This window comes from Methylocystis sp. JAN1 (assembly GCF_052186135.1).
Classification (GTDB): Bacteria; Pseudomonadota; Alphaproteobacteria; order Rhizobiales; family Beijerinckiaceae; genus Methylocystis.
The window spans coordinates 983730-1008791 of record NZ_CP181499.1 but is presented as its reverse complement, the minus strand read 5'-3'; the positions used below and the strand labels follow the sequence as shown (position 1 = coordinate 1008791).

Genomic DNA, 25062 nt, shown 5'->3' with positions numbered 1-25062 from the left:
CGTATTCAGGGCTAAAGCGCTGTTTGGGCGGTCGCCGGCGCCCAACGCCTATTCGCTCGGCTTTAGACGCAATCCCCGGGGCGCCAGAAAAAGCTCGGCGAGCGCAAAAAGACCCTGAACCAGAAGCGCCAAGGCCGCCGCCGGCGCCGCGCCTTCGAGAATTAAGCCAAAATCGTCCAGGCGAATGCCCGCAAATATGGGTTGGCCGTAGCCGCCCGCGCCGATCAAAGCTCCCAATGTCGCCGTTCCAACGTTAATGACGGCCGCCGTTTTGACGCCAGCGATGATCACTGGCGAAGCGATTGGAAGCTCGATTATTGCGAGCCGCCGCATGGGCGTCAGCCCGAGCGCAATTGCTGAGTTGCGGATGGAGGGTGCAATATTTTCCAATCCGGAAGCGGTGTTTCGGATGATCGGCAAAAGACTGTAGAGGAACAGCGCCACTATGGCTGGCCTCGCGCCTATTCCCAGGATCGGCATCATGAACACAAGAAGCGCAAGCGAGGGGATCGTTTGAATGATGCCGGCCACTGCCAGAATAGCTTGGCCGAGCGCTGGGCGCCGAGCGGCGACGACGCCGAGCGGCAACGCAACGGCAATCGCCGCGCCAAGCGACAAAGCGGTGAGCCGGAGGTGCTCAACGGTTCGCTGAAAAAATCGGCCGGCCGGTTTTTCGGCGGCCTCCGGATTGGCCAGTCCGAATTTGGCCGCAAGAAATTGGCCGGCTACCGCCGCTTCCATTCGCCGGTCGATCTTCACCGCGCGATTCATCGCAACAATGGATTGCTGGTCGACCCGGCCCTCTAGGCGGAGGATCGCCGACAGGGCTTCCGGCGCTCGCTGCGCCAGATCGTCGCGATAAAGAAATATCGCCTTGTTTTCTCGAAATACATCGCGATCGTCTTCGAGGACTCGGAGTCCATAAAAGATGATCTCGGCGTCGGTGGCGTAGAGATCGATAACGTCGATCGACCCTTCGACGAGGCCTCTGTAGGAAACGTCATGATCCAATCCGCGCACATCCGACCCATCCAGGCCATAGGCCGCCCGCACAGCGGGCCAACCATCCTCGCGACCGAGAAATTCATCGCTGAACCCGAAGCGTAACGAGGAATGTCGCGCCAGATCGGAAATCCTCCTTATCCCGAGCCGATCAGCCAATTGCGCGCGCATGCCGAGCGCATAAGCGTTGCTGAAGCCCAGAGGCCGACTCATCCTGAGCCCTCGCTTGGCGAGCGCCCGACCAAACGCCTCATCATCGACAACGCGCTCGCTGGCCAATATCTCGCCAGTGAGCGTTCCTGTATATTCGGGATAAATGTCGATCTCGCGCGCCAGTAAAGCGTCCCATAAAAGCCGGGTGCCGCCGAGTTCCTGACGATGCGACACTCGCGCCCCGGCAGCGGTCGACAGTCCTGCCGCGAGATCCGCGAGGATCACGGACTCGGTAAATTTCTTGGAGCCGATACGTATTTCTTCTCCCGCGCCGGAAGATGAAGCTGCGACGAACGCCACGAAGGCGGCGAACAGGAGCTTCGCGTAGCGCCTTCTCACGCGCGCCGCGCCAATTCGTTGAGCATAGCGAGACCTCTGGTTTGGGCACGAACGAACCGTGAGACGAAGGGCTCGCTCGGATTCTCGACCAGATCGCGGAATTGCCCCTGTTGGGCGACGCGACCCCGGTGCATCAATATGATTGTCTCCCCGAAAAACGCTGCCTCGCTTAGGTCGTGCGTCACGAAAACAACGGTTTTGGCGAGACGCTGGAAAACAGCTTTAAGCTCCTCCTGCAACTCGGCGCGGATCAATGGGTCGAGCGCGCCTAAAGGCTCATCCATGAGAAGGACGTCGGGGTTGAGCATCAAGGCGCGCATGAGAGAAACGCGTTGACGCTGACCGCCGGATAATTCAGCCGGGTATTGATCAAGAGCATCGGGAGGAAAAGACGTAAGCGCGACCAATTCGTGCAATCGCGCGCGGCGCTTTTCCGTTGACCAGCCGGCCTCCTTGGCCATGAGCTCCACATTCTGCTTCGCCGTGAAATGGGGGAAGAGACCGCCATCCTGAATGACGTAGCCCATGCGCCGGCGTTGAGGTAGCGCCGATTGTGGCGTTAGCGGTTCAGCGTCGATCGTAATCGTCCCGCGATCCGGCGTGACGAGCCCGATGATCAACGACAGTAGCGTGGATTTTCCTGATCCCGACGACCCGATCAGAACTGACGTTTCGCTTCGACCGATCGTCAAGCTGACATCGTCGATCACGAGAGTTCCGCCGTAAGATTTGCTGACATGCTCGAGCTGTATCATATTTTGACGAGCCTCCGCCATCCGGACCCGTATCAGCGCATTTAGGGCGGCGAATGGAAGCGATCGCGGCAGAACCTCGCTGTCTCCGCGACAATAAGGGGAGCCGCTGTCAAGCATGTCGGAAGCGAGGCGGTTCAAAAGGCAGTTCTCACGCCAGTAGGCAGAGGCCCTATATGCAGCATGAGGCCGCGGCCTCCGACCGTTTGCGCACGCCCGAGGAAATCACATGGACCGATTGGCCTTGGTTTCTCGCCCGCCTTTTTCTGATGAACCGGTCCGCACCCGCGCCCAACGTTTGCTGGGGACGCGTAAACTTTCAATAGAACTTACAGCTCCGCTCAACGCCGAGGACATGACCGTCCAGGCGATGGACGACGCCAGTCCGACGAAATGGCATCTCGCTCACACGACCTGGTTCTTCGAAACCTTTGTCTTGGGCCCGTATCTTTCCGGCTATCGGCTGTTCGACGAAGCGTTCAATTATTGTTTCAATTCCTATTACGAGAGCCAGGGCGCGCGCCAAGCCAGGCAGAAGCGCGGCCTTTTGACGAGGCCTTCGCTAGATCGCGTTCTCGCGTACCGCGAACATGTCGATCTCGCGCTGGCGAAGCTTCTCGCAAGGAGCCCTGTTTCAGAGCCGGAATGGTCTTGCCTGCTCGAAATCGGAATCAATCACGAGCAGCAACATCAAGAGCTGATGCTCACCGACATTCTCGCCCTGTTCGCGGCCAATCCGCTTCGCCCCGCCTATCGCGCCCCGCGGCCTCGTCCCGCTTCGCAGCGGCCGGAACCGTTTCGGTGGTTCGATTTTCCTGGCGGCGTCTACGAGATTGGGCACGACGGCGACGGCTTCGCTTGGGATAATGAAAGGCCTCGTCACGATGCCGTGCTCTATCCTTTCAGATTGGCGGATCGCTTGGTGACCCAGGGCGAATGGCTCGAATTCATTGATGATGGCGGATACGAGACCGCGACTTTGTGGCTGTCGGACGGCTGGGCGGCGGTCAAGCGGGAAAATTGGAACGCGCCTCTCTACTGGGAGCCAAGGGACGGACAATGGTTCGAAATGTCGCTCGAAGGCTTGCAGCCGCTCGACTTCTGCGCACCGGTATCGCATGTCAGCTATTATGAAGCCGACGCATTTGCGCGATGGGCGGGAAAGCGGCTGCCAACAGAGTTCGAGTGGGAAGTTGCGGCGGCGACATCATCTCAAGCGGGGAATTTCCTTGCATCTGCCGCCTTGCGCCCTTTGCCGGCGGAACAGGCGCCGACGGGGCGACTGTCTCAGATGTTCGGCGACGTCTGGGAATGGACCCAGAGCGCCTATCTGCCGTACCCAGGCTACCGACCGCTCAAAGGCGCGCTGGGCGAATACAACGGCAAGTTCATGATCGGCCAGCACGTGCTGCGCGGCGGCTCCTGCGTGACGCCCCAGCACCACATGCGCCCCAGTTACCGCAATTTCTTCTATCCGCATCAACGCTGGCAGTTTGTGGGCCTGCGTTTGGCTTCGGAGATAAACTAATGTCGCAAATGGCCGAGCGCGCGTTATCGCCGAGCTTGAGAGATGACGGATTTGCCGCCAGCGTCCTTGAGGGCCTGTCGCGGCCAACGAAAACGCTGCCTTGTCGCTATTTCTATGACGCCGTTGGCAGCTCGCTTTTTGAGGAAATCACGCGCCAGCCGGAATACTATCCGACACGCACCGAGATCGCCATTTTGCGATCTTACGCCGGACAGATGCTTGGAGAAGCGTGCGCCGAAGACGTCCTCGTTGAATTTGGCTCCGGCTCGAGCGTCAAAACGGAAATTCTCGTCCGACACATGCGCGGCTTACGCGCCTATGTGTCCATTGATGTCTCAGAAAGCGCTCTCCTCGAGACGAAGCGGCGCCTCATATCTCGCTTTCCAGCGCTCGACGTACGGCAGGTGTTGGGCGATTTTTCTCACCCATTCAAGCTCCCCGCCGAATTCGAAGAACGGCCCAAGCTCGGGTTTTTCCCTGGATCAACGATCGGCAACTTCACGCCTGCGGAGGCGGCGTCTCTTTTGCGCATGATGCGCGCAATTCTTTCCCCGGACGGACGACTTTTTGTCGGAGTGGATCTAAAGAAAGACATTCGCCATCTGCTTCCCGCCTATAATGATGAGGGCGGCGTCACTGCGGCGTTTAATCTCAATTTACTAGCGCGCATCAACCGTGATCTCGAAGGAACATTCGATTTGCGAGCGTTCCGCCACGAGGCGGTATTCGAGCCTCTCGAAGGGCGAATTGCGATGCGTCTCATCAGCACGAAAGAACAGGTCGCGGGTATCCCTGGCGCATCGTTTTATTTTCGCGCTGGCGAGGCCATTCATACGGAAAATGCTTACAAATACTCGGTCGACCAGTTCCGTGAAGTTGCGCGGTCGGGAGGTTGGGCGCCACAGCGCGTATGGACGGATGAACTCGGATGGTTCAGCGTCCACGAATTGATTTCTCCAACATCATACGAAAAGTAGGGTCGTCGTCTTATGCAAGGGATGTCGCGACATGCCGCAGTATGAAACCAATCGCGATGCATGGCCAGACTTGCCTTACCCCGCCTGGCGGGAAACCTGTGAAACATTGCATCTTTGGACGCAAATCATCGGCAAGGTCCGCCTTTCGCTGACTCCTTGGCTGAACCATTCATGGCATGTGACGCTCTATGTGACCGCGCGCGGCCTCACAACCTCGCCGATCGCCTATCGTGCAAGAATTTTCGAGATTGAGTTCGACTTTATCGATCATCTCCTTTGCATTGAAACGAGCGACGGCGCGAAGCGCAAATTGCAGCTCCGATCCCAATCCGTCGCCGACTTCTACTCGCGGGTAATCGCCGCGCTCGCCGAACTGGATATACCGGCGCGCATTTACGAAAGACCGAACGAGACGCCATGCGCCTTGCGCTTCAGCGAAGACCGAATTCACGCAACCTATGATCCGGCCTATGCACGCCGTTTTTGGATGGCGCTGACGCAGGTGGACCGCGTCATGAAGATCTTTCGTACCGGCTTCATCGGAAAGTGCAGTCCAGTACATTTCTTCTGGGGAAGCTTCGACCTTGCAGTGACGCGATTCTCTGGTCGCCCCGCGCCGCTCCACCCAGGCGGCGTCCCCAATCTGCCTGATGCGGTCGTGAGGGAAGCTTACTCCCATGAGGTCAGCAGCGCCGGCTTCTGGCCGGGAGGCGGCGGCATCGACTACCCCGCGTTCTACTCATATGCCTATCCTGCTCCGCCGAATTATGCCGCCGCGCCGATAAAGCCGGCAGCCGGATTCTTCAGCAACGAACTTAAGGAGTTTATCCTGCCCTATGACGCCGTGCGAACCGCCAACGACCCGGATTCGACATTGCTGGCATTCTTACAAAGCACATATGAGGCTGCCGCTGATGCTGGAAAATGGAATCGTTCTGCGCTTGAGCGTCCATTCGGCAAAATTGGCGCAGGACCCGGCTCCTTCGATACGGCGGGCAAAGGCGCGACGCTTTAGGAGCAATATCTCCAATGTAATGGGGCGTTCGGCTTCGGGCGACTCTCCGGCCCGGCGCGATCAGTCGCGCCGATGGTGAGAAACCGGAAAAGGCCAATGCCTCGAATATAACCGACTTGAACGCCGGCTGGACGGACTACCGGTGTAACTTATCGAGCGTAATCGGCAGGTCGCGCACGCGCTTTCCTGTCGCGTGGTAGACCGCGTTCGCGATTGCCGCTGCAACGCCAACTATGCCGATCTCGCCCACCCCTTTGACGCCGAGCGGATTGCTATCGTCCGGTTCGTCGACGAAGATCACGCTGATGTCATGGATGTCCGCGCTCACCGGCACATGGTATTCTGCGATATTGGCGTTCATGATGCGGCCGAATCTGTGATCGATCAGCGTCTCTTCGTGTAGCGCCATGCCAATTCCCCAGACCACGCTGCCGAGGATCTGGCTGCGCGCGGTCCTGGGGTTCAGGATGCGCCCGGCGGCAACCGCGCTGACGACGCGCGTGACGCGGATTACTCCAAGTTGCTCGTCGACCTTCACCTCGGCGAAAACTGCTGCGTGAGTATTATGCGCACACGTAGAGTCCCTGCTCGGGTTGGCGGCTTTCTCCTGCTCGATGCGGTCCACGACGTTGTGCCGCATCACATCCGCAATTTGCGCGGAGAGCGATGCGTCTCCCTTGCTTACGAGTCTCCCATCCACAAGCGCGACTTCATCCGGCTCGACGTCCACAAGCGGCGAACCCGGCATCTGTTTGGCCAGTCGCAGCAGCTCATCGCGGATTGCGTGGGCCGTCGTCGCGATCGCATTGGACACCGAGACCGCGATCCACGATCCGCCTTCGACGGGCGATCGCGGGAGACTTGAATCTCCAAGCTTGACGCTAATGTTTTCGAGAGGCAACCCGAGCATGTCCGCCGCGACCTACGCCATGATCGTGTAGGTGCCTGTGCCGATATCGGAGGTCGCGCAGGCGACCTCCGCATGGCCGTTGGCGCTGAGCGCGATACGCACGGTAATCGGCGCTTGCAACGCCTCCCACATGCCGGTGGCCATGCCCCAACCAACCAGGTCGCCGGCGTCATGCATCGAGCGAGGCTGCGGGTCGCGCTTGTCCCACCCGAACGCCTCGGCGCCTTGGCGGTAGCATTCCCTGAGCGCCTTACTGGCGAACGGGCGGTCCTTATTCTGGTCGCGGTCGGAATAACATCGCAAACGCAGTTCGAGAGGATCCAGATTGAGCGCTATAGCAAGCTCGTCCATCGCGGATTCAAGCGCAAAGTGCGCCGTTGGGGCGCTTGGCGCACGCATGTCGCATGGAGTCGGCAGGTCAAGTCGCGCAAGTCTGTGCTCATATTTTGCGTTGTCGCATTTATAGAGCAGGCCTGACCACCCGGTCTCCTGGCGGAAATAATCCTCATATTGCGACGTCGCCGTGATCGCGCCGTGCATGATTGCGTCAAGCGTTCCGCCGGCGTTCGCGCCGAGTTCGAGCCGCTGCATCATCGGGGGGCGGTAGCCCAGCACGTACATTTGCGGACGCGTCAAAACGACACGGACCGAGCGTTGCAGCGCGCGGGCCGCCAACACCGCCAGCACCACCTGAAACTGCGGACGCAGTCCCGATCCGAATGCGCCGCCCACGAAAGGCGACACGACGCGGACGTCCTCGGGCCTCATGCCGAACACGCCGCACAGATAGCGCTGAACGTTCTGCACCCCCTGCGTCTTGTCATCGACGACGAGCTTGCCGCCGCCATCGCAGATCACCGTCGAAGCAAACAGCTCCATCGGATTGTGGTGCTCCATCGGGACGTAATATTCGCCGGCGTGGCGCACTGCCGCGGCCGCAAAAGCCTCCTCGGGCCGGCCGCGCGTCCCAGGCGGCGCGAACGGCGCCTCGTCCGCGCCGGCGACAGCTTTCACAGAAATTAGAGGCTCCTGCGGACGGCGCATATCGGTAACATGCGCCTCCGTCTCGTATTCGATCCGCACCAATGACGCTGCGAAACGCGCTGCCTCGGACGTTTCGGCGACGACGAGCGCGATGGGCTGGCCATTAAACATGATCCTGTCGTCGTAGAGCGGTCGGAAGGGCGACCCGCCTGGCGCAACGTCGTCCTTGTACGCCTGATCGTCGCCGGCCATGGGCGGGCGGTTCTCATGCGTAAGCACGTCGAGCACGCCCTTGACGCCCAGGGCGGCGCTGCAATCTATGCGCGTCGCACGACCCTTTGCAATTGTCGAGGTTACGACGCTTCCATGTACGAGGCCTGGCGCGTTGAACTCGGCCGCGTATTTTGCCTCGCCGGTGACCTTCGCCAATCCGTCGATGCGGGGCGTTGAAGTGCCGATGTAGGACGCCATGGCGGTGCTCACGCGATTTTCTTGGAGGACTGCGACTGCGGCGCACCGCGCGCGGCTTGTGCAAGCGCGCGCACGATGCAGCGGCGCGCGAGATCGATCTTGAAGGAATTGCAGGCGTAGCCTTTGGCGTCGCGCAGCAGAATATCCGCCGCACGATCGAACGTCTCAAGGTTGGCCGGCTGCCCTTGCAGCGCGGCTTCAGCCGATGGATCGCGCCAGGGCTTGTGCGCGACGCCTCCGAGGGCGAAGCGCCCCTCCCTGATGGCGTCGCCATCGAGATCGAGCCCGACCGCGACCGAGACGAGCGCGAACGCATAAGAGAGACGGTCACGAATCTTCAAATATGTGTAGTTCGCCGCAAAGCCTTTTGGCGGCAGTTCAATCGCAGTGACGATCTCGTCTGCTTCGAGGTTGGTGTCGCGCTGGGGCATATCGCCCGGAAGCCGGTGGAAATCCGCAAAGGCGATTACCCGGTCGCCGGCGGGGCCACTGACGCAGACCTTCGCCTCCAACAGCGTGAGCGCGACGCACATGTCAGAAGGATGCGTCGCAATGCAAGCGTCGCTGCCGCCAAGGATTGCGTGCATGCGATTCTGGCCGCCAATGGCGGGGCAGCCGGCGCCCGGCTCGCGCTTATTGCAAGGCGTCGCCGTGTCATAGAAATAATGGCAGCGCGTGCGTTGCATAAGGTTTCCGCCGGTCGACGCCATGTTCCGCAGTTGCTGCGAGGCGCCGGCCATGATGGCGCTGGCAAGAACCGGATAGCGCTGCTCGACAACGGGATGATATCCGAGATCGGAGTTTCGTACCAGCGCGCCGATACGTAGCCCCCCGCCCTGCGTCTCTTGAACCTGCGTCAGCGGAAGCCGCGTAATGTCAATCAGTTTCGTTGGTCGTTCGACATCCATCTTCATCAAATCGATGAGATTGGTGCCGCCGGCGATGAGTTTTGCGTTCGACTCGCCGCTAAGCTGCCGTACAGCGTCAGCAATGTCCCTAGCGCGCACGTATTTGAAACCGATCATGATTGCCCCATCGTCTGCTGTATTGCCGCGACAATGTTGCCATAGGCCCCGCAGCGGCAGATATTGCCGCTCATGAGTTCGCGTATGTCCTCCGTAGTTTTCGCCTTGCCCTCCGCAATCAATCCCGCCGCCGAGCAGATTTGCCCGGGCGTGCAATAGCCGCATTGGAAAGCGTCGTGATCGATGAACGCCTGCTGAAGCGGATGCAGCGCACCGCTTACGGCGATTCCCTCGATCGTAGTGATCTGCGCGCCATCGCACATCACTGCAAGGGTCAGGCACGAATTGATGCGCCGCCCGTCGATCAGCACGGTGCACGCGCCGCATTGCCCCTGATCGCAGCCTTTTTTCGTCCCGGTCAGGTCCAAATGCTCGCGCAACAGGTCCAGGAGCGTCGTACGAGGATCGAGCGCAAGTGCGTGATGCGTCTCGTTGACCGTCAGGCTGACCGGAACCGTCTCTGCCGACGAGCCGGACGAGGAGTGAGTTGAGGACAATCCCGCATCCGATACGCTTTCGGCTGGCATTTGCTTTCCTTATCGAGTCCGCACGAGGCCGACGCCTCAGCCGCGGCCTTTCAAGATCGGCGCGGCGCGATCCCAAGAAGCCTTTATGTGCAAATCCCGACGCGAGGGAATATCTTCGGAGAAAAGAAAAAATGCTTTCCCTCGCTTCAACCGCTCCCTCAACAAGAGGGCTCGCGAGCCTTATGGGCGGCTCAGCGAAGGTATGGAAGATTACCGCGGAAGCGTTGCGCATTTAGCTCATGCATCCTCCGAGAGCATTGCCAGCGCGTCGGGTGCGGCCTCATATTCCCGCTGGCTTCACATAATCTTTTACTGCTCAGCATTGTCGTCGCCCAAGCTTGGGAGGTTGATCGAAACCACGGAAAAGGAGAAAACACGAATCGCAACTGGGCGGCAGCCGCGCTCGCTGTCCGGCTTCGGCGGCGCGCGCCCATTGCGACGACCTTTGCGGCCATCAAGCAGAGTTTCAGTTGAAGTGGAAGCTCACACCAAGAAGGAAGCTATGGAAGTCAGCATTCGGAACGCTCCATGACTTGAACACGGCCGGCTGCGCCGCGATCCCAGGCGTAATTTCAGCTATGTTGAACGCGCGACCCGAACCGCTGGGGCTCGACCATCCGCTTCCCAGATCGGTGTAGCGGTATTCGCCCTTGAGGCTCCAATTGCGCATGAACATCCATTCCGCGCCCACGCCGGCCGTGTAGCCTATATTCGTTGAATTGCGGTCGGCCATCCCGATGTCGGCGTCGCTGTCGGCGAAATATTGATGATGCTTCACGCCGCCATAAGCGAGTCCGCCGGTGGCGTAAACCAGGATGGCCGGCGTGACGAGATAACCCAAGCGTCCGCGAACCGTGCCATACCACGGGACGCTGATGCCGGTGCGCCCGTCCCAGGCGAAATTTTTGCCGGGAATGACAGGACCGACGCCCCAACTGTCGCCCGACATGTTCGTTCCGATAATATCGGTCTCGACGCCGACGACGAAACGTCCCCATTGATAATCGTAACCGACTTCGCCGCCGCCCTGGAAGCCCGCCCACGCAGGACCCGGGTAGGACCAGATTTCGCTGAGCGGCGTCGGCATTCCGTCCTCGAAACGCAAACTGTCGATATGCTGTCTCGACGCGTTGAAGCCGTAGCCCATTTTCATCCCGGCGTGAAAGCCGGTCCATATGGGCGACGGCGGAGGGACAGGCGGCGCGAAGGCCGGCTCTTGGTCTCTCTTCGGCAGATCGGCGGCGGCGGCGGCGCCGGCTATTGCAATCGCGCTGGCAATTCCAGCTGCTAGTTTACGCATATACGCATACTCCTCTTACGCGATCACGCATCTCTTCGCGGATCTCCTTCTCGTTGGCGCAAGACCCTCCGAGACATGCGTCGTCCTGAGACGAGGCCAGTCCCGAAGCCTTGAACACGACTTAATAAAAACTTTACTGATCGGCTGTTATGTGACCTTCGCGGCATTCCAATGCAGCGATATTTGGTCGACTTTGCGCGCCTTGCGGCGACACGTCCAAACATCCGTGCATCGACGCGCCGCCAGCCGTCGCGCACACGTCCTCGCGGTCTCGAACGTCCGTCATGGACGTCGCCGCACGAGACCTTTCTTTAAGGCTGCGAATTAAAGGCCAGCTTCCGTCGCCGCGTTTTCGATTTGCTGGCGGGCCTGCAGGTCCTCTGCGAGCGATTGGCGCGCCCGCTCCAATGCGGCCCTTGCTTTGTCCCGTTCTCCCAAGACCATACGAGACTTAATGAGTCTGATCCAACCTTGCGCATCGCGAGGCGAGGCGGTCAGCCTTTGCTCAAGCCCGTCCACCATCGCGTGGATCATCGCCGACTCGTCCGTTTGCGGCTGCATTGCTACTCCGCCATCAAGCGAAGCAATTTGTCGCTGGATTTCGGAGGCGAAGTCGCGCTCCCCGCCCTCCGCCAACAGCCCGCCCCAAATCTCCCGTGCGCCGCTCCTGTCGCCTTTCTGTCTTCTCGCTACGCCGAGCCAATAGCGCGCTCGAACGTCTTTTGGATCGCGGGCCAGCGCCGCATCAAGCGCCCCCTGCGCCTCCTCGCTCACTGAGCCGTTTGACGCTTTGATCAGGGCCTCGGCCCGCGCGCCGTAATTGTCGGCAACTTCAGGCTGCAATTCGATCGCCTTGGCGTAAGCCGCCGCGGCTTCGACGAATGAATTCATTTGCAGCCTTGCCCAGCCCAGCGTGCGCCACCCTGTAATGTCGTTCGGTTCGTTCTGTAGACGCATGGTGAGACGGCGAATCATCTCTTCGACGGGCGGCGTCTGCTGCGCCTCGCTGCGCATAGCGGCGACTTCTGGCTCGCTTTGGGCCAACGGAGCCTGTCCGGCCGTGATTGCAAACAGGCCGACGGAGCCGAGCGCGATAACGCCCGCAACGCCAACAGCCGCATAGGCGCGCTCTCTGGCCGACAGCGCAGGCGACCCGTCCTTGGCGCGCGTCGCCAGAAGCCGCCGCTGTATCTCCCCGGCCGCCGCATCTGCGCTTACCGGGTCAATGTCGCCACATGCGCGCTCCCGCTCAATCTGGCGCAGTTGTTCGAGGAAGATGTCGCGCTCGTGGCGCTCGGGTTGAGCGTCCCATTCACGCAGAAAAGGCGCAGCGACGAAGATCGCCGCTATGGAGGTCATTGCTGTCAAGATGAGCCACAGGATCATGTTACTCTCATTCGTCGAGCATCGCGGTCAATCTCGCCTCTTCAGCAGCGCTCAATGGCGCAAGCACTGTCGCCTCACGACGCAGGAGGCGCAGGAAAAGCGCAAGAGCGCCGAGCAGAAAAAGCAGCGGTCCGGCCCACAGGAACGCCGTGAGGGTTTTGATCGGCGGCTTCAGGAGAACGAAATCCCCGTAGCGCGCCGCGATATAGCCCATTGCAGCTTCATCGCTGTCACCTCCGATGAGCCTTTCACGCAACAGAACGCGCAGATCATGCGCGAGCGCCGAATTCGAGTCTTCGACGCTCTGGTTCTGGCAAACCATGCATCTCAATTCGCGCCCGAGCGCGCGCGCCCGTGCTTCGAGCGCGGCGTCTGCGACAATTTCGTCTGGCGTCGCCGCAGAGGTCGTGGCGGCGGACAGGGCGAGCGCTCCGGCAAGGAATAGTCGCCTCATGAAAAGCGCTCCTCCGGGATCATGATAGGACGTCTTGCGCGATGCGGCGCCCCGATGCGCAGCCTTTTATCGCAAAGAGAAACAAAGCCGCCCAACGCCATGATGAAAGCGCCGATCCATACGAAGGATACGAGCGGATGCCGATAGAAGCGAACCGTCCATGCGCCGCTCTCCTCTGAATCGCCGAGCGCGACGTAGAAGTTCTCGAGCAGCCTCGTATGAATGCCCGCCGCCGTCGTGGTTTGATCGCGGACGGGGAAATAGCGTCGCTCGCTCGACAGGCGCGCGACCAGCGAGCCGTCACGCGTCAGCGTGAATTGCGCGCGTTGCGCTTCGTAGTTCGGACCACGAATATCTTCGACGAGGTCGAGCCGCAGCGCGAGAGAATCCAGTTGAAGCGTCTGCCCGACTCGAAGAAGCTCCGTCTTTTCGCTCGACCAGTAAGCGGCGCCCGTAATTCCGGAAATCATGAGTCCCATGCCTGCATGGGCGATGATCAATCCATAGAAGGCCGGCGGCGTCGTGCGCGCTAGACTGATCGACGTCATGAAGGAAGCGTCCAAGAGGCGGACGCGACGCCCGAGGACGACGAGCGACCCGCCAACGAGCCAAGCCGACAGCGCGAGAAAAAGCGCCGGAAAAATTTCTCGCCAGATAAAAAGCACAGAAACGAGCGCCCCGGCGGCGATGACGCCCGCGACGCTCAATCGCGCCAATGCGTCGCGTACATCGTCGCGCTTCCATCTGAGCGCGGGCCCAAACGCCATGAGCGCCACGAGAATCGCGCCGATCGGGACGAAGGTGCGCGCGAAATAGGGGGTTCCGACGGAAATCCTGTCTGCCCCCATCATCTCCACGACCAGGGGATAGAATGTCCCCAGGAGGACAGTGAACGCCGCGGCGCTCAGGAAGACATTATTGAGCGCAAGGCTGCTTTCGCGGCTCACAAGCGCGAAAGGCGCAGTTTTTTCGAGCCGCGGCGCGCGCCATGTCCATACCGCAAGCGCCGCGCCCGTCGCAATCGCGACGAGGACCAGAATGAAAAGCCCGCGCGATGGATCCTGCGCAAAGGCGTGCACGCTCGAGAGCATCCCCGAACGGACGAGAAAGGCGCCGATCAGGCTCAACGAAAAGGTAGCGATGCCGAGCAGAATAGTCCAAGCGGCGAGAGCATTGCGCCGTTCCATGACGATCGCCGAATGCAGGAAGGCCGTGCCGGTGAGCCAGGGCATGAGCGACGCATTCTCGACCGGATCCCAGAACCACCAGCCGCCCCAGCCCAGAGTGTAATAGGCCCAGAAACTGCCCAACGCGATTCCAATCGTCAGAAAGCACCACGCGGCGAGCGCGAAGGGCCGCACCCAGCGCGCCCAGGCTGCGCCGGGGCCGCCGTCGATCAACCCGGCAACCGCGAAGGAGAACGCCATGGAGAAACCGACATAGCCGAGATAGAGAAAAGGCGGATGCAGAGCCAATGCGGGATCTTGCAGAATTGGATTGAGCCCGGCGCCTTCCGCAGGCGCCTGAGCCAGCACCGCGAAAGGATTGGAGGTAAGCAGGATGAAGGCAAGAAAGCCCGCGCTGATCATGGCCTGAATGGCGAGCGCCACGGCGAGAAGCTGTCCGGGGATATTATCTCCGCGTCTGGCCGCATAGGCGCCAAAGAGCGCGAGGATCAATACCCAAAGCAGCATCGAGCCTTCGTGGTTGCTCCAGATTCCAGCAAACTTGTACAATGCGGGCTTCGCCGTGTGTGAATTTTCGGCGATGACAGCCAAAGAGAAATCCGACGCCGCGAAAGCATAGGCCAGAGCGCCAAAAGCAGCGACGATGGCGACGCATTGCGCAACCGCCGCGCGCCCGGCGAGCGCGTGAATGGCCGCATCGTATCGCCGGAAAAACACGAACGGCGTTATGCTTTGCACGAGGGCAATCGCAAAGGCCAGCAAGAGCGCGTAGTGACCGAGCTGAGCTGTTGTCAAGATCTTAGCCATCCTTTCCGATGATTGGAACAAGCCATGTCATTGAGGCGCAAAACGGCGCCGCAATAAGCTCTTCTCATGATGTCTTTCCGGCGCATGATCGAATGACTCGCCAGGATCAATTTGAGATCTTCACCTTTCGCCATCCTTCCGGCGTGTGGCACCTTTCACAGAACCGACCGAAAGCGCCATTGTGAGCGTCCTGCTTGCCGTGACAGGCGTAACACTCCATTGAGATCTTCAGATTTGGCGGATTGACGGCCTTGTGGCAATTCTCGCAGGCGACGCCTTCATGGCGGCCGGTCAGCGGGAATCGCGTTTGCTGCGCATGATCGAAGCGCCAATGACCCCAGCCGGACGTATCGTGACATGACTCGCATTTCGGCGCCGCGCCGAGATGGCCCTTATGCTGACTGTCCTTGTGACAGCTTGCACAAGCCGTCGGCAGCTTCAGCGTCGGCGGGTTCGTTTCCTTATGGCAGCTTTCGCATGCGAGCTTGGCATGACCGCCGGTTAGCGGATAATGCGCTTGCCGCGCATGATCGAACGTCGCAGCACGCCAGCTCTCCGCATTGTGGCATGCGCCGCATCTGGGCTCCGCGCCCAGACGTCCTTTGTGATGGACGTCGTTGTGGCATTGCTGGCAGGCTTTCGGGGTCTCTTTGTAAGCGGGCGTGACGTGGCAATCCGCGCAAGGAGCGCCGAGGTGCCTGCCCAGCAGCGGGAAGGAAGATTGCGCATGGTCGAAGTGGGTCTTCCGCCAGTCGCTTTCCCCGTGACAACGTTCACAACGTTCACCGAGCGCGCCACGATGCGAATCTTGCTGCTTGTGACACGAGATGCACGTCGTCTCCAGCCGCGCATTGAGAGGGCCGGTATGACACGCGTCGCATTTCGTCTGCACATGGCCGCCGCGCAGAGGGAACCGCGTTCGTTCATGATCGAACTGCGCTTCTTTCCACTTTTTCTCATTGTGGCAAGCCTGGCATTTTTCTCCATAGCGGCCGTTATGCACGTCCTGGAGACGGTGGCACGAGTTGCAGGCCGTCGAGAGCCCCTTATAGGCTTGCCCGGCGTGGCATGTGACGCAAGCGACATCTTTATGGGAATCTTTCAGGGGAAATTTGGTCTTTCCATGGTCATAAGCCTGGAGCGCGCGCCAACTCGAGGCCGCATGACAGGCTTCGCAGCCTTGTAATTGACCTTTATGTGGATCGACGCCCTTATGGCAGTCGATGCATCGTGACGACGCCTTGCGAAAAAGCGTCCCTGACGCATGGCAGCCGTCGCACGCCGCGGTGCGATGCGCACCGAGCAACGGGTAGGCCGTCAGTGCGTGATCGAATGACGCGCGGTCAAAAGACCGGATATCCGCGTCGCGCCCCTTGTGATCGACATGGCAATGATTACAATCCTGAATGCTCGCAAGCCGATCCCGTCCATGAAAGCGAACGTGGTTCGAGCGATCCTTCGCGATGTCCTTATGACAGTCGAGGCACAAGCTGGTTTGAGAAATGCGCGAGAAGGGCTCATGACATTTCGAGCACTCGCTCTCGAATTTTTCGTGGCCCTTGATCACGGGACCCGGGATCACGAGGCTTTCGAGAGGGCTTTCCGCACGCACGGGAACGGCGCACCAGAGCATCGTGCACACTAGCAACGCCATCCACCCTAAAACTCGCAAATGCTTGCCCACCTTTCAGATGAAACGACCGTTGCACGTTTTTGTTCGAAAAAACGGCAATTGCGCGGCTACAAGCACTATGATCCATTAATCATAATTCAACCGGAATCTTATCGCGGGCGCTTCACAATCGCGCCGGACCGCCGGCAAAAAGCTGGGCTTCATAGGGTCCACAGGGTAATGAGTTCGCGTAACCGAGAGAGTCTGCGTCATGGCGTCAGCCGCTTTTGTCGCTTATGGAGTCCCGCTCGCATTTGCCTGGACGATCTATGTCGCCCGGCGCCGCAGAGTGCAAATACTCAGCACGGCGAAGCGCGAAGCGGCTCAGGAAGCCGGGCTTGTCGAGCCCGCCACGCTTCATCCGAAAGTCGACCCGTCTCTCTGCCTCGGCTGTAGCGCCTGCGTGCAGGCCTGTCCGGAGGGCGACATCATCGGGTTGATAGACGGTAAAGCCGAATTGTTGGAAGCCGCCAATTGCATTGGGCACGGCGCCTGCAAGACGGCTTGTCCTGCAAATGCGATCACGCTCGTCTTCGGCACGGAAACGCGCGGCGTCGAGCTGCCGATGGTCGACGCCCGCTTTCGCACCAACGTGCCGGGAATCTATATCGCCGGCGAGCTCGGCGGCATGGGACTCGTGCGTAACGCCTTGGAACAGGGCCGACAGGCGATCGACTCCATTGTTGCCGACGCCAAGCCCAAAGGCGATGCGCTCGATCTCGTTATCGTCGGATGCGGTCCAGCGGGACTTTCCGCAAGCCTTGCGGCGCACGAGAAGGGCCTCCGCTTCGTCACGCTGGAACAGGAACGGTTGGGCGGCGCGGTTGCGCATTATCCCCGGGGCAAGCTGGTAATGACCGCGCCCTTCACCTTACCGCTCATCGGCTCATTTGATTATCACGAACTTAGCAAGGAGGAGTTGATCGCTATTTTTGAAACCGCCAAGTTGGAAGGCGGGCTTCGGATCCAGGAAGGAGAACGCGTCGAGCGTATTTCGAAGGCCGGCGAGATTTTCGAGGTGAAAACTCAAAAGGGGAGCTACCGTACGCAGGCGGTCCTGCTTGCGCTCGGTCGGCAAGGCACGCCGCGTAAGCTCGGCGCGCCAGGCGAGGACCTCGCCAAAGTCGTCTATCGCCTCGTGGACCCGGAGCAATATCGCGGCTCCAAAGCGCTCGTCGTCGGCGGCGGAGACAGCGCGCTCGAGGCCGCCTGCGCGCTCGCCGCGCAACCCGGCACGCATGTCACGCTTTCCTACCGCGGAGAGGCTTTCAGCCGAGCGAAACCAGCCAATAGAGCGCGGCTCAACCATTCCACATGTCAGATCATGCTCTCCTCCGTCGTTGAAAGGATTGAACCGCGATCGGTGACGCTTCGCAACGCGGGGGCGTTAAAGCGTCTCGAAAACGACGTAGTGATTGTCTGTGCCGGCGGGCAAATGCCGACTGACTTCCTGCGCGACATCGGAGTGGAGATCGAAACGAAATATGGCGCTCCTTAAAACCAGGTTCGCGTCGCTCGTTCTCGCCATTCTCACTTGCCTCGAGGCGCAAGCCGCGGGCGCCCCGCCGAAGGCGAACGACGCGCCGACGCTTCTAAAGCGCGCGAATTTTTACCGCTCGGCGCTGAGCAAGGAGCAGGATCCAGCCCTCGCCTTCCACTGGATGCGCGAAGCAGCGCTCAAGGGGCTGCCTGCCGCACAATTCGAGTTGGCGAAGATGCTGCTTGGAGCGCGAGGAGCGCCTTTCGACCTCGCTCAGGCTCGGGAGTGGCTGCAAAAGGCTTCGGCGAAGGACAAACGCGCGACGGCGTTGCTTACAAGAATCTCGCAACGGCCGCCACAACCGCCGCCGGCAATCCCTAAACACACAATGTCCGCGCCGCAATTCGCCTTGTCGCCGGCCGCGACCTCCCGAAACGGAGCCGCGGGGATTAACGACGCCGCCGCACGGGGCGATGCGCCCGCGCTCGAGGCCTTGCTGCGCGCTGGAGCGTCTATCGAAACCAAAAGCGACGACGGCTCAACCCCGCTAATGGCCGCCGCCTTGGAAGGTCGCATTCAGCTCGTACGATTGCTTCTCGGGCAAGGCGCCGACCCGAACGCCCGGAATATTCGTGGCGAGACCGCTCTCATACTGGCCATTCGAAGCCGAAAGGCCGATGTTGCGGCGCTACTCGTCTCCGGCGGAAAAATTGCTCAGGAGTCCCTCAACGCCGCCGTGTTCACATCCGCCGAAACCTGCGACGCTTCTACTCTCCAGCGCTTGCTGGAAAACAACGCACGGCCGACGCCGCGCAAGGATGGCGAGACGGCCCTTATGCGCGCAGCCGCCGGCTGCCCTGCGCCGATGATCGAAATATTGACGAAGCTAGATCCGCTCGACGCGGTCGACAAAAGTGGGCGCACAGCGCTTTGGATCGCCGCGCAGCACGGCAACATCGGAGTTGTCGCAGCGCTGCTGGCAAAAGGCGTATCGCGCGACATGGCTGATCCCTTTGGGATCACGCCCCTTCTCGCCGCGCTCGAGCACGGTCAGGAAGATGTTGCATTATTGCTGATTCACGCCGGAGCCAACGTTTCCGCAGCAAGCGACTCCGGGCAAACGCCCTTGATCGTTTCCGCGCATCGCGGTCTCAAGGCCGCGGCCCTGGAAGCGCTCAACCACGGGGCTGACCCGAATGCGCGCGACGCGCTCGGCGTAAGCGCATTGATGGCTGCCGCCCAGCACGGGCATGCCGAAATTGTCGGCGCGATGCTCGCCAGGGGCGCGGATCGCAATTTGCGGAATAAAAAGCGCGAGACCGCCGTTGAGCTTGCTGCGGACGAGAAGACGAGAAGTCTGTTGTTGAATTGACCAGCGCGGCGATCGACTATTCTCGTCCGAAGAGATCGCCCCATCCGAATCGATAGCTCGCCTGCGCGAACGCTCCGAAGCGATCGACGCGATAGCTAAGAAGCTGTCCATACATATCCAGCGACTGGTCTTCCTGATGACGCCACCTTAATCCGGCGCCGAGCGATATTCGTTCCGTGAGCGCATATTTCAATCCGGTTTGAGCTTCAAAGCCCCCGCCGCGACCCTTCGCGGGGTCGGCGCCGAAGGTGAAGTAATGCGTGTCTGTCGCGCGATGGTAGGTGGACGCCAAAGCGAATTCGCTGCTCCAGGACAGGCCGCTAGCCAAAGCCACGTCGAGCGCGGCGCCGACACGGAAGGACTTGAAGTGATCGCGCTCACTGACCATGCGGACCGACGCCGGAACGCTCGGAATGCAGATGGCCCCGAGGCCTCGTTGCACGCATCCGTTCGCATCGATTGAGTCGACCCAGGATTGCCATCCAAAGAAGGCGCCCAGTCTCAACCTTTCGTCAGCATAGATGTTGTAGCCAAGATCAATGGTTCCGGAGAAAGACCGGCCAGCGGCGACGCTTTGCGTCAGCGACCCGAGACCGCCAAGCGGATAGTCCCGGTCGACCAGCCGACCAGAACGAAGAAATCCCGTGTCGATATAGCCCTTGAGAAACATGTTGCGAAGCAGCCCTTCCTGCGCATCGGCGCGGAAGAAAACCTCACCTGATTGTGCGACAAGACGGTCATAGGAAAGCGTCGATACCTTCAGAGTCGGCGTGTCGTCGGCGAAATAGTCGTAGGCAGTCCTGCTCCGGCCAAGCCAGTAGCGCGCGCCGACTTCAAACATGAATACGGAGGAAATCCACGGCGGGACGGCTGGCTCCTTACGGTCGACGGGCTCTACCCTGTCTGGCGTGCGCGCAGGCGCGAACAAGCCGGCGAGACATGGCGTGAGCCGCCCCGCGCAACGCGCGGTCCCGTCGCTGCTGAAATCCGAACGCAGGCCCAAGGTGAAGAAAGTATCCCGCGTCTGCCCGCGGAAATTTCCTGCAGCGCTATCGATCCATTTTGTCGCGATCTCCGCTTCGATGGCGAGGTTTTTCGTAACGAAATAGTCGAAGAGCAGCGAAGGCAGGACCGTTGTCTCTCGCAGCGGCGCATTGCGTCCCTCGCGATATCCCAGCCTCAGGCGTGGGCTGACGCGAAATTGCTCGCTCAGAGGATATCGTGCGTCAAGATCGATGAAATAGACGTAAGAGTCGGCGAGTCGCGCAAAGCGCAGGGCGCCCGTATAAAGATCGCCCGGCGTGAAAATGCCATTCGCGATAAGCTGGCCCGAAAGATAATATTCCCGTCCAAGGGGGTTGGTTCCGTCCACGCCGCCCGACGGCAAGGTCCCGCTGACATAGGTCGTCGTCACATCCAGATTGATCGAAAGCTTCTCGCTCAGGGGCCGCGTGTAGCTCATCATCGCAGACTGGAAATAGGGCGTTCGGTCAATGGCGAAACGTCGAACGTCATCCTCCGATCTGAATTTCAGCATGTCGTAGAGCGTCAGGAAGGGCTGCCCCTGCAGCGCGTTAAAGCTGGCGAGATAGGGAACGCGACGATGGTCGAAAGAGGCGGCGACAACGGAACCATCGTCAAAAGTATAGGACGTTGACAATGTTCCAGCGTTGAAGCGGTTGAAGTGGACATCGTAATCGACCATTCCCAACAAGGATAAATTCTTATTGAAATAACGGAACTCGCCGCCGACCGCCCGCCGGTCAAGGAGCGATCGGACATTCTGCTGAATGGCGAAGAGGCTGACATCGAGATTTGGAATGAGACGCAAGTCGACACTGGCGCCCGCAAAAAAACGCCCATCCTTGAGAGGCGCGTCGAACCGGCTGATATTCGCAGAGCCCGCCACCGCGTTGAAGCGAAGCATCTGGTTCATTTGCCAACTGACAAGCGCGCCGTCGAAGCGGCCGAGCACGCCGCCGGCGTTTCGATTCTGACGGCCGATCCGCACGCTCAGATCGAGCGTATCAAAAGAGGTTTCGACATAGGCTTGCGATAAGCCGTATTGGTCCGAATTTACCTCGCCTGGACGCATGCGGTGCTCGTCCATGCCCGTGATTTTGATCTTGGTTTTTGCATAGGGATGTTTGATGAAGATGAGCTGATCAAAGGTGGTGAGAAACGTATTTTGATGCAGCCGGTGCGAATCCGGATCAGCGGTCGCGTTCGGCGCGGTCGAAATGTCCTTAGCTGTGTTGTAGCTATCGTCGCGAATAAAATAGCTGCTGAGACTGCCGGTCATCGACCAGGCTGTTTCGTCGGGATTAATTTGATTGATCGTCGCCATTTGCGGAAGTGGAGGGGCCGTCTCCGGCGGCAGCGTTCCGAGAAGCATCTTTACGCGCGCCGCGCCTTCTCCTTTCGGAAAGAAGCGGAGATAGTCCTGCAAGGCGAGTCGCGCTTGCTGAAAACGTCCGCCTTTTGCGAGCGCTTCTCCGAAGAGTTCAAGCGTGTCCGCATTGGGAATGGATGATCCTCCCGCCAGGGTCTGCTGCAACACGGCGATGGCTTGCGCAAAATGTTTGGCGCGAATGAACTCGCGCGCCTTTTCAAGCGCGGATCCGTTCAGCGGTTCGGCGAACGCGCCGCAGGAGATGACCGAAGCGAGACCAAGAACTGAGACACGATGCAACCACCAACCCACGCGACGCATTCACGCTCCTTCACCAGGAATTCATGCGTCTTGTTTTGCAAATGTTTAAGGAACAAGCGTGCGCACCAATCGACAAGTAACGATTTTTTAATGGAGAAACGGCGCCAGCGCCCCTTTGGTTTCGCTCACAGCTTTGGCGAAAGTCGACGCCAACGCCGCGCTACAGGCCCCTGCGGCGAAAGGACGGTTGGCCAGCGTCGAAGCTGAGAAAGCTCTTATGACAGTTGTCGCACGGTTCCGAAGTGACGACATGCGTAGGAGGCTTGCCCTGCGCGTCGCGGCCATTATGGCAGGTAAGGCAAGGGGCTCTGGCGGCCATGTGATCGAAGCGCGCGCCAGCGAATGTGATCGTGTTTCTATGACACGAGTCGCATTGGGCTTGCGTCGGCACATGGCGTTGCGGCTTGCCCGTCGCATTGACGCCATTGTGGCATGTCGCGCAAGGTCCGACCGCGCTTGTATGATCGAAGCGACCCGGCGCCGGAGATTCAGGCGAACGTCGTACGAAGTTCGGCAGCGGCCGCGGCAATGAAATGCTCCCCGCCTTCGCCGTCACGCCGACAGTGAAGCTCATGGTCGTATGGTGACAGTCAGCGCAGGGCGCCGCTGTCGGAATATGCGTTGCGGGCTTGCCGCGCGCGATCCGGCCATCATGGCAGGCCGCGCATTTCGCCGAAGCCTGCAAATGGTCGATGATCTTGATGTCCGAGAAGAGCGTCGTCTCGTGACAGCCCGCGCATTTTAACGATGTCGGCGGATGGTTCGGCGGTTTGCCGATCGTCCTGTTGCCGTTGTGACAGGCGGGACACGCGTAGAGCGTGTTCTTATACTGACCATTGAAATGACAGGCCTCACAAGAGGTCTGCGCATGCGCCCCGGTAAGTGGAAATTGCGTTTTTGCGTGATCGAACGAGCTTCTCAGCGGCTGTCCGAAGCTCGGAAGGAAATAGCCGCCTGGGGTCGTCGTCTGCGCCTGTGGGCGCGGCGAGGGCGCGAACAGACAAGCTCCGATCAGCAACGTCAAGACGATGCGACGCAACAACGCGTATTTTACGCAGCGAATGATGTGTGTCTCCTGGTACTCTAGGCTTTTGCCTTAGGCAAGCAGCGCGGCGCCATTCAAGCCGAATTACGAAATTCTCGTGATCTTTGTTGCAAATGGCTTTCGCCCCATTTCAGGCGATTTTCCCTTGTGTTTTACGCAGAACCTCACGACGGGAGGAAATAAGATCCATGTCGTTTGCATCTAGCGCTGCGGATTGGCGGCGCGCCGTCCTTCCGCTTGCGGGCCTGACGCCGACATTCACATCGCTCTGCGTCGTTATCGTTCTCATCTTCGGATGGATCGCGAGCTATGATGAGCCGGTGACGCCAAAATCAGGCCTTGGCTATTGGCTCGGAATCATCGGCGCTTCCATGATGGGCTTGCTGTTCGCCTATTATCTTCGCAAGCGGGTCAATTCGAGTCCCAAGGCTGCGCGCGCCATTCCCACATGGTTCCGGATGCACGTTATCCTCGGCGTCGCCGGACCCGTAATTATCCTCTTCCACTGCAACTTCCGACTCGGTGCGCTGAACAGCAATGTCGCCTTGCTGGCCATGGGAGCCGTCGTCGCGAGCGGCGTGGTCGGCCGCTATCTCTATCGTTTTGCCTTTCGCTCGCGGGTGACCGCATTCGAGCGAATCTTAGGCGCGTGGCGCCTTCTGCACGCGCCATTGTGCATCGTTCTGACGATAGCGACGATCGTCCATATATGGGCGGTGCATAGATTCTGAGGCAAGGTTCCCCCACCGAACTTTTGGCTCGGTAACGAGGTGAACGCCAAGGATTATGACGGAGTGGTTCATCCCGATCGCGCGAATTAGCGGCAAGCGCGGTGAAGCGAAATCAAATCCTTATCACCGAAGGGCCCAGCTTTTGACGCTGCGCAACCTCGGAAACGCGCTACTCTATCTCTCACCTTTGCTTGGGTTTTCCAACTGGCGTTTCGCGACAAGTCGCCCGCGAAAGGTAGTTCTTCAGGAGCTCGCGCAAAAGCGGATTCGGAAATCGACTGTTTCGGGAAATTGCATAGAACGACTCCTTGATTTGAGGCAGCCTGCAATGCTCGACAAGGACTCCGGCCTCCAGCTCATCCGTTACAACCACCGGCGGCGCGAGCACCAAACAGGAGCCGTCGCGCGCGATGAGGCGCAGCATAGGCATGTCGTCAACTTCAGCCACAATGAGCGCTTGTATCCCCGCGGCTTGCAGATATTTGTCGAAGGCGGTCCGGACGCCGCTGCCGCGCGCCGGTAGCGCGACGGGTATGCTGCGAAGGTCTATCGGGAATTTGAGCGGCGTGGAGATGAGCCCCGGGACTCCGATCAGGCTGACGGATTGCTCGGCCAACAAAGCGTTTTCCCAGTCCGTATCCGGTTCCTGCATAGCCGGCTGATTGGCCAAGACGAGATCGAGCGTGTGATTGCTTAGCCGGGAGAGAAGATCGACAAAGACGCCCGATCTTACGGTCAGCTCGATATTCGGTTGCGACAATAACGGCCTAAGCAGTTCGATCTGAAAATTGCGCGACAATGTCGCGACTGCCCCGACGCGAAGCATTTGCCGCGCGCCGGGCCCGATCCCATCCAGCAACCCCAGCAGCTCATCCCCTGACTGAAAGACGTCATTCGCATATCGCAATGTAATGCGTCCTGCTTCCGTCAGCAGCAGACTACGTCCGCGCCGCTCGAACAAGACTTGGCCAAGGCTTTCCTCCAGGGCCTTCACCTGCACGGAAAGAGACGAGGGCGACACGTTCAGACGGTCCGCCGCGCGCGTCAGGCTTCCTTCGTTCGCGATGGCCCAGAAATAGCGCAGGTGATGGTAATTGAGGAACGCCATGGGCCATCTCCTTTCAGGAGCGAACCGCTCTGCGTCGTCATCTTTCGACTGTCGGGCGACACCT

The 25062-nt window shown here is 59.9% G+C and carries 18 protein-coding genes and 3 pseudogenes; 7 read left to right on the top strand and 14 right to left on the bottom strand.

The annotated features are described in order from the left end of the window. Positions 1-48: 48 nt before the first annotated feature. Positions 49-1515, bottom strand: coding sequence for an ABC transporter permease/substrate-binding protein (locus ACNHKD_RS04675; protein WP_442755940.1), 1467 nt, complete (start codon positions 1513-1515; stop codon positions 49-51). 35 nt (positions 1516-1550) lie between these two features. Then, positions 1551-2264, bottom strand: coding sequence for an ATP-binding cassette domain-containing protein (locus ACNHKD_RS04670; RefSeq protein WP_442755939.1), 714 nt, complete (start codon positions 2262-2264; stop codon positions 1551-1553). 271 nt (positions 2265-2535) lie between these two features. Between ACNHKD_RS04670 and egtB the strand changes: the two genes are divergently transcribed. The 3 genes from egtB to ACNHKD_RS04655 are packed head-to-tail and all read left to right on the top strand — an operon-like array spanning position 2536 to position 5826. Then, complete coding sequence (egtB, locus tag ACNHKD_RS04665; RefSeq protein WP_442755938.1) at positions 2536-3834, top strand: ergothioneine biosynthesis protein EgtB; 1299 nt, start codon at positions 2536-2538, stop codon at positions 3832-3834. Further along, the gene (gene egtD / locus ACNHKD_RS04660) at positions 3834-4811 is read left to right on the top strand and encodes an L-histidine N(alpha)-methyltransferase (RefSeq protein WP_442755937.1); all 978 of its coding nucleotides are present in this window, start codon (positions 3834-3836) and stop codon (positions 4809-4811) included. The genes egtB and egtD overlap by 1 nt, the downstream gene beginning before the upstream one ends. 31 nt (positions 4812-4842) lie before the next feature. Next, the gene (locus ACNHKD_RS04655) at positions 4843-5826 is read left to right on the top strand and encodes a DUF5996 family protein (protein WP_442755936.1); all 984 of its coding nucleotides are present in this window, start codon (positions 4843-4845) and stop codon (positions 5824-5826) included. A 136-nt stretch (positions 5827-5962) separates the two neighbouring features. On the opposite strand, the pseudogene ACNHKD_RS04650 reads toward ACNHKD_RS04655, so the two are convergent. From ACNHKD_RS04650 to ACNHKD_RS04610, 9 genes and pseudogenes are all read right to left on the bottom strand, one after another. Continuing rightward, a pseudogene (locus ACNHKD_RS04650) lies at positions 5963-8191 on the bottom strand (xanthine dehydrogenase family protein molybdopterin-binding subunit). 8 nt (positions 8192-8199) lie between these two features. Then, the gene (locus tag ACNHKD_RS04645; protein ID WP_442755935.1) at positions 8200-9216 is read right to left on the bottom strand and encodes an FAD binding domain-containing protein; all 1017 of its coding nucleotides are present in this window, start codon (positions 9214-9216) and stop codon (positions 8200-8202) included. Continuing rightward, the gene (locus tag ACNHKD_RS04640; protein WP_442756838.1) at positions 9213-9713 is read right to left on the bottom strand and encodes a (2Fe-2S)-binding protein; all 501 of its coding nucleotides are present in this window, start codon (positions 9711-9713) and stop codon (positions 9213-9215) included. The genes ACNHKD_RS04645 and ACNHKD_RS04640 overlap by 4 nt, the downstream gene beginning before the upstream one ends. A gap of 496 nt (positions 9714-10209) precedes the next feature. After that, entirely contained in the window at positions 10210-11043 is an 834-nt protein-coding gene (locus tag ACNHKD_RS04635) for an outer membrane protein (protein ID WP_442755934.1), read from the bottom strand. Between the two features lie 324 nt (positions 11044-11367). Next, positions 11368-12057, bottom strand: a complete 690-nt coding sequence (locus ACNHKD_RS04630) for a TPR domain-containing protein (RefSeq protein ID WP_442756837.1) — start codon at positions 12055-12057, stop codon at positions 11368-11370. A gap of 129 nt (positions 12058-12186) precedes the next feature. Beyond that, positions 12187-12402, bottom strand: a pseudogene (gene ccmI, locus ACNHKD_RS04625) (c-type cytochrome biogenesis protein CcmI); the annotation flags it as partial. A 34-nt stretch (positions 12403-12436) separates the two neighbouring features. After that, positions 12437-12883: a cytochrome c-type biogenesis protein gene (locus ACNHKD_RS04620; protein ID WP_442755933.1), complete on the bottom strand. Its 447-nt coding sequence runs from the start codon at positions 12881-12883 to the stop codon at positions 12437-12439. After that, positions 12880-14877, bottom strand: coding sequence for a heme lyase CcmF/NrfE family subunit (locus ACNHKD_RS04615; RefSeq protein ID WP_442755932.1), 1998 nt, complete (start codon positions 14875-14877; stop codon positions 12880-12882). Before ACNHKD_RS04615 ends, ACNHKD_RS04620 begins: the two co-directional genes overlap by 4 nt. Before the next feature lie 106 nt (positions 14878-14983). Then, a complete protein-coding gene (locus ACNHKD_RS04610) occupies positions 14984-16444 on the bottom strand; it encodes a cytochrome c3 family protein (protein WP_442755931.1) in 1461 nt (486 codons plus the stop codon). Positions 16445-16760: 316 nt separating this feature from the next. On the opposite strand from ACNHKD_RS04610, the gene ACNHKD_RS04605 reads away from it, so the two are divergent. From ACNHKD_RS04605 to ACNHKD_RS04595, 3 genes and pseudogenes are all read left to right on the top strand, one after another. Beyond that, entirely contained in the window at positions 16761-18047 is a 1287-nt protein-coding gene (locus tag ACNHKD_RS04605) for an NAD(P)-binding domain-containing protein (protein ID WP_442755930.1), read from the top strand. Further along, positions 18034-18291 (top strand): annotated as a pseudogene (locus tag ACNHKD_RS04600) (hypothetical protein); the annotation flags it as partial. The gene ACNHKD_RS04605 and the pseudogene ACNHKD_RS04600, both read left to right, overlap by 14 nt. A gap of 147 nt (positions 18292-18438) precedes the next feature. Beyond that, complete coding sequence (locus ACNHKD_RS04595) at positions 18439-19401, top strand: ankyrin repeat domain-containing protein (RefSeq protein WP_442756836.1); 963 nt, start codon at positions 18439-18441, stop codon at positions 19399-19401. Between the two features lie 16 nt (positions 19402-19417). On the opposite strand, the gene ACNHKD_RS04590 is transcribed toward ACNHKD_RS04595, so the two are convergent. Next, complete coding sequence (locus tag ACNHKD_RS04590) at positions 19418-22114, bottom strand: hypothetical protein (RefSeq protein WP_442755929.1); 2697 nt, start codon at positions 22112-22114, stop codon at positions 19418-19420. 160 nt (positions 22115-22274) lie between these two features. Further along, on the bottom strand, positions 22275-23153 hold the full coding sequence (locus ACNHKD_RS04585; RefSeq protein ID WP_442755928.1) for a cytochrome c3 family protein: 879 nt from the start codon (positions 23151-23153) through the stop codon (positions 22275-22277). Positions 23154-23347: 194 nt separating this feature from the next. Here ACNHKD_RS04585 and ACNHKD_RS04580 point away from each other — a divergent pair, with 194 nt between their 5' ends. Beyond that, the gene (locus ACNHKD_RS04580) at positions 23348-23890 is read left to right on the top strand and encodes a hypothetical protein (RefSeq protein ID WP_442755927.1); all 543 of its coding nucleotides are present in this window, start codon (positions 23348-23350) and stop codon (positions 23888-23890) included. 181 nt (positions 23891-24071) lie between these two features. Here ACNHKD_RS04580 and ACNHKD_RS04575 read toward each other — a convergent pair whose 3' ends face one another. Beyond that, complete coding sequence (locus ACNHKD_RS04575) at positions 24072-24998, bottom strand: LysR family transcriptional regulator (RefSeq protein WP_442755926.1); 927 nt, start codon at positions 24996-24998, stop codon at positions 24072-24074. Positions 24999-25062: the final 64 nt, after the last annotated feature.